6 protein-coding genes are annotated in these 6466 nt (G+C 62.7%); 1 reads left to right on the forward strand and 5 read right to left on the reverse strand.

Annotation, left to right across the window (positions count from 1 at the left end; all coding sequences use genetic code 11):
• The first annotated feature begins 120 nt into the window (after positions 1–120).
• Positions 121–945 (forward strand): transglutaminase family protein, encoded by an 825-nt coding sequence (locus B0B52_RS01455; RefSeq protein WP_077591824.1) that lies wholly within the window; start codon positions 121–123, stop codon positions 943–945.
• A gap of 49 nt (positions 946–994) precedes the next feature.
• Here the strand turns inward: B0B52_RS01455 and B0B52_RS01460 are convergent, their stop codons facing one another.
• The 5 genes from B0B52_RS01460 to B0B52_RS01480 form a co-directional block, all read right to left on the reverse strand.
• Positions 995–1561: a YceI family protein gene (locus B0B52_RS01460; protein ID WP_077591825.1), complete on the reverse strand. Its 567-nt coding sequence runs from the start codon at positions 1559–1561 to the stop codon at positions 995–997.
• A gap of 23 nt (positions 1562–1584) precedes the next feature.
• Positions 1585–2136, reverse strand: coding sequence for a YceI family protein (locus B0B52_RS01465; RefSeq protein WP_077591826.1), 552 nt, complete (start codon positions 2134–2136; stop codon positions 1585–1587).
• Positions 2133–2630: a cytochrome b gene (locus tag B0B52_RS01470; protein WP_077591842.1), complete on the reverse strand. Its 498-nt coding sequence runs from the start codon at positions 2628–2630 to the stop codon at positions 2133–2135. Before B0B52_RS01470 ends, B0B52_RS01465 begins: the two co-directional genes overlap by 4 nt.
• A 196-nt stretch (positions 2631–2826) precedes the next feature.
• Complete coding sequence (gene mltB / locus B0B52_RS01475) at positions 2827–3963, reverse strand: lytic murein transglycosylase B (protein ID WP_077591827.1); 1137 nt, start codon at positions 3961–3963, stop codon at positions 2827–2829.
• An 89-nt stretch (positions 3964–4052) separates the two neighbouring features.
• Complete coding sequence (locus B0B52_RS01480; RefSeq protein WP_077591828.1) at positions 4053–6062, reverse strand: DUF3488 and transglutaminase-like domain-containing protein; 2010 nt, start codon at positions 6060–6062, stop codon at positions 4053–4055.
• Positions 6063–6466 lie beyond the last annotated feature (404 nt).

A 6466-nucleotide genomic window follows, 5' to 3' on the forward strand; every position in this document is an offset into this window, starting at 1 on the left:
CCACCACCAGGCGGACTCTTCAAACCAGCCAGGGCCGCGGATCTGGCTTTGCCAGTCCACAGGCGCAGCGACCCCCCCGGGGGGCAGCGTAGTACGCGAAGCGACAAGCGTGGGGGCTCTATGAAACTCCACGTCCGGCATACGACCAGATATCGTTATACCGAGCCGTTGCGCTACGCCCTTCAAACCCTGTGGCTGACACCGAAGTCCGGCCCGGCGCAAAACGTTCTTTTCTGGACGCTGGGTGCGCCGGGAGTGCTGCATGAACAGCACGACGGCAGCGGCAACAGCATCCACTCCTACACCTTTGTTGCAGATGCTGCGGCTCATGTGACGGGCAGCCTGGTCAACGCCGCGGGGCAGGTGGACACGCTGGGGGTGGCGGAGTTCACCGACGAAGCAGCGATGCCGCACCCCGCCTTTTTTCTCAGACCGACGGCATTGGCTGCACCGCATGCTTCCCTGGCCGAATTCGGCCGCCGCTTCGTACAACCGTCCGCTATCGCCGGTGTCACGGATTTAGGCATGCTTTTGGCTTTGAGCCAAGGTGTGGCGGGCACTGTCAGCTATCAAAAAAATAGCACAAGCGTGACCACCACAGCGCTGCAGGCGTATGAAGCTGGCGCTGGCGTCTGTCAGGACCAGGCTCACGTGATGGTGGCCATCTGCCGCAGTCTGGGTATTCCCGCGCGTTATGTCAGCGGTTATTTCTACGCGGCGAACGAGCCCGACCTGGCCAGCCATGCCTGGGCCGACGTTTGCCTCGACGTGGCGGCACGGCGCTGGGTCAGCATCGACGTCACCCACAGCTGCCTGATTGACCAGCGCCACGTGCGCTTGGCCGTGGGCACCGACTACAACGCCTGCCCGCCGATCAAGGGCATACGGCACGGCGGGGGTGAAGAAGACATGGCGGTACAGATCACGATTGAGCCGGTGCAGTAAGCCCTGCGCCCGGGGGCGCCGCGGATTGATGTCGTGACCCGCGAGGACCTCAGCGCTTGAGCGCCTCCATCGACACCAGGAGCGTGATCTGATCGCTGATCAGCGGCGCGAACCTGCCCAGATTGAACTCGCTGCGCCTGAGTTTGCCGGTGGCGTTGAGCCCGCAGGCTGATTTTCGAAGCATCGGGTGCATTGCACATTTGAACTGGGTCACCGTCAGGGTCAGCGGGTGAGTGATGCCTTTGATGGTCAGCTCACCTTCGACGGAAACGACATCGTCGAGCTTGCCGAAATTGAGCTTGGTTGACTTGAAGGTGACGACGGGAAATTTTTCGACGTCAAAGAAGGTGTCACTCAGCAATATTTGATTGAACATGGACGAGCCGGTGCTGATGGAGCGCACGTCGATACTGACCTCCACGCTGCCCACCTGGTTTTCAAGGTCCAGGGTGACGGTGGCGTCGACCTTGTCGAAGCGTTCACGCTGTGTGCTGAAGCCGAGGTGGTTGAACTCGAAGAAGGCGAAGGTGTGGTCCGGGTCGCGGTCATAAACATCGACCGCCAGGGCCGACACTAGCGGCAGGCTGCACACCAGGGCTGCAAGGAGTTTTTTCATGGTTGCCTTTCAATCAATGCGCGTCAAGGCCTGAGTACCAGGTGAAACTGCACTGTCACTTCGTTGGCCACTATCTTGACATCCCCCCAAGCCCCACCTCCGACACCGAAATCGAGGCGCTTGATAACAAATGAGCCCTCCATCACGGCCTGGCTGGCACTGCGTTTGAGCACGGCGTTAAGCACGACAGGCTGGGTAACGCCTTTGAGATTGAGCGCGCCGCTGATCTGAAAGCGTTCTCCCCCCTGGGAGAGAATCTGGCGCATCTCGAAGCGCGCATCAGGATGTCGCTTGACGTCAAACCAGTGCGCACCCACCACTTCTTCGTCGACCTCGCGCACACCGGTGTCGATGCTGGACAAGTCGATACGCAGTTGTCCCCGGGCTGCCGAAGGTGCTTCGGGGTCAAACGCCAAGCTCGCATCGAACTTCCGGAACGCGCCCTCCACCGGGACGCCCATCTGGCGGGAGGTAAAGCGGATCTGGCTGGCGGAGATATCCACCCGCTTGTATTCAGCGGCCTGAGTACAGATGGACACGAGCAGCAGCGAGAGGGCAAGGGCAAAGTTTTTCATTGGCGAGGTCTGTTGAACGAAAACATCCGGCCCAGCACGCCGTCCCGGTCGATGAAATGATGCTTGAGCGCCGCCGCCACATGTAGGGCGACGAGGGCGAGCAGCGCATAGGTGAGGGTGCGGTGCAGTGCTCCCAGAAATAACCCCAGGGCCTCGTCGCGTGTTACAGCATTGGGCAGGGGCCACAGGCCCAGGTAAACGGTGGTGACCCCTTTGGCGGAACTCATCAACCATCCGGAAAGGGGCACGCAGATCATCAGCAGGTAAAGCAGCAGATGACTGGCATGCGCTGCGCTCACTTCCCAACCCGGCATGCCTGCCGGCAAGGGCGGCGGCGGATGCAGGCGGCGCCAGACAACGCGCAAAAGCAGCAGCGCTGCGACGCTGACGCCTGTCCACTTGTGGTACGAATAAAGCTGCAGCTTGAGTGGGCTGAGCGGCAGCTCCACCATGGACAAGCCGATGGAAAATCCTCCGGCAATCAGCAGGGCCATGAGGCCATGGAGGATGATCGCAGTGCGGGTGTAAGTGGCAGGCTGCAAGCGGCTTTCTGTTGGCAAGGGTGAGTTTGACCGGCCATTGTGACGTTATAGCCATGTCAGGGCAAGCGCCGCCGCCTTTGTCATGCTCTTTGGCTGCGAGAGGGTTTGCCGGGCCCTGCGCCGGGTATCGATAGCTGCCAACACCTCACTAGGGTTTTGTTCCTGCTGCCGTGTACGCCTCGGCAACCGACTGCCCCAATTCGATGACGGCCATCGCGTAATAACTGCTCCAGTTGTAGCGTGTGATCACGTAAAAGTTTTCGGTGCCGGCAACATAGACAGGCGCGCTACCGCCGTTGTTCGGGTCGCCGTTGAGCAGTTCGATCAGCGCCAGTTGCCCTGTGTGATTGAGCGCATTCCCCTCGAGCACCGCACCCTTGGCAGTGAAGCTGGTCACGCTGAAGGTTGGCAGGATGTCGGGCGCCATCAGGGCATCTTTGTCCAGGGTGGCTGCTTCAAAACGAACCGGGTAATGCGTGGGCATGCCGGGTTGCCAGTTGAATGCCTTGAAGTAGCTGGCCACAGAGCCGATAACGTCGGCGGGGCTGTCCCAGAGGTCCACCTTGCCGTCACCGTCAAAGTCCACCGCGTATTTGACCCAGCTCGACGGCATGAACTGGGGCATGCCCATGGCGCCGGCGTAGCTGCCGCGCGGAATCAGCGGGTCGTTGCCCAAGCGGCTTTGGTGGCTCAGGAACTGTTCCAGCTCTCCTTTGAAAAACTCACTTCGCTCGGCCGCTCGCGGATGGCTGGAGGGAAAGTCAAAAGCTAGCGTGGTCAGCGCGTCCAATACCCGAAACTTGCCGGTGTCCCGTCCGTAGATGGTTTCCACACCAATGATGCCAACGATGATCTCGGCGGGTACGCCGTATTCGGCTTCGGCGCGGGCGAGCGTGGCCTGGTTCTCCTGCCAGAAGCGCACACCGGCCGCGATGCGGACCGGGTCGATGAAACGGCTGCGGTAGACGCGCCAGTTCTTGGTGAAGCTTTTGGCGGGGGGCTGCATCAGCCGGACTATGGTCGGGCTGAAGCGGGCCTGACCGATGGCTGCACGCACCCACTGCACATCCAGATCGCGCCGGCTGGCCATGTCTTCGGCAAAACGCATCGCCTCGGGGCGGTTGGCGTAAGCGCTGCCCTGGTCGGCGATCCGCTGGAGCTTGATTTTCCGGGATTTGGGATCTTTTGGGCTGCTGGCCCCTGCTGTACCTGCACCGATAGCTATCAAAAGAAGAGCAAGCAGAAGTCGTGGCGGAGCGGCTTTGAAAAACGGAAAAGCAATCATGCGAAAGGGCGTGTCCAGGCAGCGGAAAGAATGCGAAAAGACCGACAGTATGGCTCCTGGCGGATACCCTACTGAGAGGAGCGGGAAAGTCAGCCCGGCCAGCTCAGCTGGGTGTATTGCTTTTTGAGCAGCGCCAGGCGAGGGACCGTGCCGCCAGAGGATGTGCCGGCATAACGCTGCGCTTCAAGTTGCAGCAGCCAGTCGTGCAGAGCATGGCCTTCGTCGCCATAACGCTCCATCACCTGCAGGGCCAACTGGCGCGGCGAGGTGCCGGCGTGGCTGGTCATGCCGGCTTTGGCCAGCTTTTTGCGGGCCCGGCCCAGCAGGCGCAGCCAGGGGTCGTGCTGGGTGCGGTCCCACAGGGTCCAGGCAGCGCCGGCAAGGCTGACCAGCACGACGATGCAGATCAGGACATAGGCAAGGTCTTCCCAGCTCGGCGACTCAAAGCCAATGTCCCTGAGCAGCTCCAGCTGCTTGCCCTGGGTGTAATTGAGGATCCATTGGTTCCAGCGGTTGTTGATCGCCTCCCAGGTGGCGCGCAATTGTGCCGCCAGGGTGGGGCTGAAGTTGCCCAATGCCTGCCCGACCAGCCCCTGTGGTGCCTCCAGCCTCAGGAAGGCGCCGATGCGCCCGGGGGATACGGCCGAGGTCGGGTCCACGCGCACCCAGCCCTGGTCCTGGTGCCAGACCTCGGCCCAGGCGTGCGCATCGCTCTGGCGCACCACCCAGAAGCCGTCGACGGAATTGAGCTCCCCGCCCTGGTAGCCGGTGACGATGCGGGCCGGCACGTCCATGGCGCGCATCAGCACCACGAAAGCCGAGGCGATGTGTTCGCAGAAACCTTCCTTGCGGTCGAACCAGAATTCGTCGGCTGTATTGACGCCGTACACGCCCGGTTCCAGCGTGTAGGTGTAGCCGCCGGTGCGCAGCCTGTCCATGACGGCCTGCACCAGTGCCTGAGTGCCGGCCCGTGCATAACGCGGGTCGTTGCGCAGCTCGGCAGCCAGCGCCAGCGTGCGCGGGTTGAAGCCGGAGGGCAGTTCGACAAACTCCTGCAGGCCGGCTTCCCGCTTGTCCGGTCCGTGCCGGAACACCGGATGGCTCTGCACCTTGTAGCGCGCCAGATCGGTGATGGGGCGGTCGGTCAGCCATTGCAGGTCGTTGCTCATGCGCGTCCGGTAGCCGCGCAGCTCGGGGCTTTGACTGGCGGCTTCCATCACAAACAGCCAGGGGCGGCTGGTGGGCTCAAGCGTTACCTCGTAACGGATGGCCTCTCCCTGGACGGCCAGGTTGTCGGGCAGCTTGTAGCGCGATGGAAAAGTCGAACGGTAGGAAGGAAGCCATTCGCGGCCGTCGAAGCCGGAGAGCACCGGGCCGCGAAAGTAAAGATCGCTCTGCGGCGGTGGCTTGCCTTCGAACGCAATCCGCATGGCCACGCTGCTGTCGAGCGCCAGCTTGGCAATGGTGCCCACCTGCATGGTCGCGCTCAGGCCGCTGCGGCCCGTCATGGCATCGGACGGGACACCCCAAAGCGGCGCCAGGCGCGGGAACAGCACAAACAGCAACACCATCACCGGTGCACCCAGCAGCGCCATCCAGCTCGCGGTCTTGGCGGCTTGCAGCAGCGGCGGCTTGCCTACCGGCATGTGTGCATTGACCAGGGCCGTCAGCAAGCCCAGCAGACCCAGCAGCATGCTGAAAGCCGTTAGCAGCGACTGGGAGTAGAAAAAGTTGGTGAGCATCGTGAAGAAGCTCAGGAAAAACACGACAAAGGCGTCGCGTTTGGCGCGCAGCTCCAGCGTCTTGAGCGCCAGCAAAATCACGATCAGCGTGACGCCGGCATCGCGCCCGAGCAGCGTGCGGTGTGTCATCGCCGTGGCAGCGACGGAAATGACCAGCAGGCCCAGCAGCCACCAACGGCCCGGCAAGGCCCTGGCACTGAAAGCCAGCCGGCCGCGCCAGAGCAGCATGGCGGCAGCCAGCGCGCTGCACCACCAGGGCAACTCGCTGACCTGCGGCAGCAGCACCCAGGCTATGACCACCAGGAGGAACAGGGTGTCGCGGGCTTCGCGAGGGAGGGTTGTGAGGCGGGCTAACATTTGCCGCCTGTTGGGGAACGGGTTGATGCTGCTGCATGGACCGAAGGCTGGCGGTCCGCCAGCAAGCCGGGGGTTGCCCGGCGGCAACTCACTTTCTTTTTGCGTCGCCAAAAAGAAAGTAAGCAAAGAAAAAGGCGACCCTGCTGTCTGCGACCCCCTTCGCTTGCGCTACGGGGGCAACCTGCGGTGCTCGGTCCAGCCGGGGTCGAGCTCGAACTCGCCTTCGGCTCAGACAATCGCTCGCCCTGATCCGTCTGGCCCTGCGCTCCTCGGCGCATACAGAAGGGTGGGGGAATCGGAGTCGGGAGCGGGTTCGGATACGCCATCGGGCTCCGGCGAGGACGCGCTTTGCGCGTCCTCGTCTCCCCGAATCCGCATTCGCTCCCCCACCCGTCGGGCTGGGC

Source organism: Polaromonas sp. A23, assembly GCF_002001015.1.
GTDB lineage: Bacteria > Pseudomonadota > Gammaproteobacteria > Burkholderiales > Burkholderiaceae_C > Polaromonas.